General features: G+C 63.6%; 4 protein-coding genes. All 4 read right to left on the bottom strand.

Annotation, left to right across the window (positions count from 1 at the left end; all coding sequences use genetic code 11):
* Nucleotides 1-147: 147 nt before the first annotated feature.
* From hisA to hisB, 4 genes are read right to left on the bottom strand one after another with little or no spacing between them, the layout of a single operon-like run.
* On the bottom strand, nt 148-885 hold the full coding sequence (gene hisA / locus B2V21_RS10355; RefSeq protein WP_122743892.1) for a 1-(5-phosphoribosyl)-5-[(5-phosphoribosylamino)methylideneamino]imidazole-4-carboxamide isomerase: 738 nt from the start codon (nt 883-885) through the stop codon (nt 148-150).
* A gap of 42 nt (nt 886-927) precedes the next feature.
* Nucleotides 928-1,185: a DUF2164 domain-containing protein gene (locus tag B2V21_RS10350; protein ID WP_049861648.1), complete on the bottom strand. Its 258-nt coding sequence runs from the start codon at nt 1,183-1,185 to the stop codon at nt 928-930.
* A complete protein-coding gene (hisH, locus tag B2V21_RS10345; protein WP_049861647.1) occupies nt 1,185-1,823 on the bottom strand; it encodes an imidazole glycerol phosphate synthase subunit HisH in 639 nt (212 codons plus the stop codon). The genes B2V21_RS10350 and hisH overlap by 1 nt, the downstream gene beginning before the upstream one ends.
* Entirely contained in the window at nt 1,823-2,416 is a 594-nt protein-coding gene (gene hisB / locus B2V21_RS10340; protein ID WP_043191647.1) for an imidazoleglycerol-phosphate dehydratase HisB, read from the bottom strand. The genes hisH and hisB overlap by 1 nt, the downstream gene beginning before the upstream one ends.
* Nucleotides 2,417-2,543: the final 127 nt, after the last annotated feature.

The raw sequence follows: 2,543 nt of genomic DNA, 5'->3' as shown, positions 1-2,543 counted from the left end.
CCACGCGGCCGTTGTCCACGTCCAGGCAAGGGATGATGCGTTTGGCCAGGGCCATGGGGATTCTCCGATCGGATTGGGAGCAAGGTGCCGGCGGACGCGGCTTGCGCCGCTGCTACAGGGAGCCGGGGCGCGGGCCGCGTTTAGCCATTACGCGTTGTACGAATCGCAAAAAGCCTGGGCCTCGGCGACGTCCAGGGTGCCTTCGTAGATAGCCCGGCCAGTGATGGCACCGATGATGCCCGGGGCCTTGGCGTCCAGCAGGGCACGGATGTCGCCCAGGTTGTGGATACCGCCAGAAGCGATCACCGGGATCCTGGTCGCGGCCGCCAGGGCAGCGGTGAAGGGCACGTTGCAGCCCTGCATCATGCCGTCCTTGGCGATGTCGGTGTAGACGATCGCCGACACGCCGTCGGCCTCGAAGCGCTTGGCCAGGTCGATGACCTGCACCGTACTCACTTCCGCCCAGCCGTCGGTGGCGACGAAGCCGTCCTTGGCGTCCAGGCCGACGATGACCTTGCCGGGGAACGCACGGCAGGCCTCGGCGACGAACTCGGGCTGCTTGACCGCCTTGGTACCGATGATCACGTAGCTGACGCCAGCCTTGACGTAGTGTTCGATGGTTTCCAGCGAGCGGATGCCGCCGCCGATCTGGATCGGCAGATCCGGATAGCGCTTGGCGATCGCGGTGACCACCTCGCCGTTCACTGGCTGGCCTTCGAAGGCACCGTTGAGGTCGACCAGGTGCAGGCGACGGCAGCCGCCTTCGACCCACTTGGCCGCCATGCTCACCGGATCGTCCGAGAACACCGTGGAATCTTCCATGCGGCCCTGGCGCAGGCGCACGCAGGCACCGTCTTTAAGATCGATAGCGGGGATAATCAGCATCTGCAAAAACCTTCGGGGTCGGTGAACGGCGATGCTCGGAAGTCAGTTCTTCTCGAGCGCCCACAGGTCGCTCTCGATGCTTTCGAACCTCTCGCTGAGGTGCGCCTGCACATCGAAAATCGCCCTGTTGTAATAGTGTGGAGCCATTTCGCGGGTGAACAGCTCGAGCACCTCGAGGGCCTCGAACGAACCCAGGTCCAGATCGAAGCGGTCGCGCATGAACCGCTTGATCTTGTCGGCCGCTTCGCTTTCCTGCTCCGGCGTCAGGGTGAGAATGGGCGGCTTGCTGGCCTTGGCCATTACCAGCGTCCATCCCAGGCTGCGAAGTTCTGCAGCAGCTGCAGGCCATGGGTATGGCTTTTCTCGGGGTGGAACTGCACGGCGAAACGCGAACCTTCGGCCAGTGCCGCAGCGAAGTCGCGACCGTAATGGCCGCGCCCTACCACCTGGCCCGGCTTGCCGGCCTCGATGTAGTAGCTGTGCACGAAGTAGAAGCGCGCCAGGTCGGGGATGTCGTGCCACAGCGGGTGATCCACCGCCTGCTGCACTTCGTTCCAGCCCATGTGCGGGACTTTCAGGTGTTCGCCGTCTTCGTGCAGGTCCTTGCCGAAGAAGCGCACCTTGCCGGGAAACACGCCGATGCAGTCGACGCCGGCGTTTTCCTCGCTGTGCTCCATCAGCGCCTGCATGCCGACGCAGATCCCCAGAAACGGCCGGTCCCGACTGACTTCGCGCACCAGCGCATCGAAGCCCAGGCGGCGGATCTCGGCCATGCAATCGCGGATAGCGCCGACGCCGGGGAAAACCACTCGGTCGGCTTCGCGAATGACGTTGGCGTCACTGGTGATCAGCACCTTGCCGGCACCCACGTGCTCCAGGGCCTTGGCCACAGAGTGCAGGTTGCCCATGCCATAGTCGATTACCGCGACGGTCTGCATCAGAGCACGCCCTTGGTCGACGGCATCTGGCCGGCCATGCGTTCGTCGACGGCGACGGCCATGCGCAGGGCGCGGCCGAAGGCCTTGAACACGGTTTCGATCTGGTGATGGGTGTTGTGCCCACGCAGGTTGTCGATGTGCAGGGAGACATTGGCGTGGTTGACGAAGCCCTGGAAGAACTCCTGGAACAGGTCGACGTCGAAGCCGCCTACGGTGGCGCGGGTATAGGGCACGTGCATCTGCAGGCCGGGGCGGCCGGAGAAGTCGATGACCACGCGCGACAGCGCTTCGTCCAGCGGGACGTAGGCGTGGCCGTAGCGAAAGATGCCTTTTTTGTCGCCGATGGCCTTGGCGAACGCCTGGCCCAGGGTGATGCCGACGTCCTCCACGGTGTGGTGGTCGTCGATGTGCAGGTCGCCCTTGCACTCGATGTCCAGGTCGATCAGCCCGTGCCGGGCGATCTGGTCAAGCATGTGCTCAAGAAAAGGAACGCCGATATCGAATCGGGCCTTTCCGGTGCCATCCAGGTTGATCGAGGCTTTGATCTGGGTTTCCAGAGTGTTGCGCTCGACGAACGCGATACGTTCGGCCATCACCAGCTCCGCAAAATCGTTGGGCGAAAAAGGTGATCATTATAGGCACGCGGGCGGGAAACAGGAACACAAGAGGGGGGAATGGGTGATCTGCGGTGGCCTTTTCGCGGCCGATGACCGCTCCTAC

It is taken from the genome of Pseudomonas sp. UBA6276 (assembly GCF_002438365.1).
In the GTDB taxonomy this organism is placed as follows: Bacteria; Pseudomonadota; Gammaproteobacteria; order Pseudomonadales; family Pseudomonadaceae; genus Aquipseudomonas; species Aquipseudomonas coleopterorum.
Note: the sequence above shows the minus strand (reverse complement) of the source record. Positions and strands in the feature narration are given on the sequence as shown.